We start from the raw sequence: 321 nt of genomic DNA, 5'->3' as shown, positions 1-321 counted from the left end.
AAAAATACAGTTATTAGAATTTAATCTATCCATTTCTTCATGATTATGGATATGATATGATATAATGTATCTATCATCTAGAAAGGATTGAATTTTTTGACTAGCAAATCAGATGAATTTAAAATCATTTCTGTTTTTAATCATAAAGGTGGTGTAAGCAAAACTACCACAACTTATAATATTGGTTGGAAACCAGCAGACAAAGGATATAAGGTTTTATTAGTAGATGGAGATCCACAATGCAACTTAACAGGTTTACTATTAAAAGAGGATTTTGAAGATTATTATGTGGGAGAGAATAGCTATAATAATATAAAAGAT

General features: G+C 27.1%; 1 protein-coding gene. It reads left to right on the top strand.

Annotated elements, in window-relative coordinates:
- Window positions 1-96: 96 nt before the first annotated feature.
- Window positions 97-321 (top strand): ParA family protein (locus tag SB660_RS19555; RefSeq protein ID WP_410583909.1); only part of this gene is annotated, 225 nt, incomplete at its 3' end.

The organism is Bacillus sp. SIMBA_005 (assembly GCF_046535585.1).
Classification (GTDB): Bacteria; Bacillota; Bacilli; order Bacillales; family Bacillaceae; genus Bacillus; species Bacillus pumilus.
Note: the sequence above shows the minus strand (reverse complement) of the source record. Positions and strands in the feature narration are given on the sequence as shown.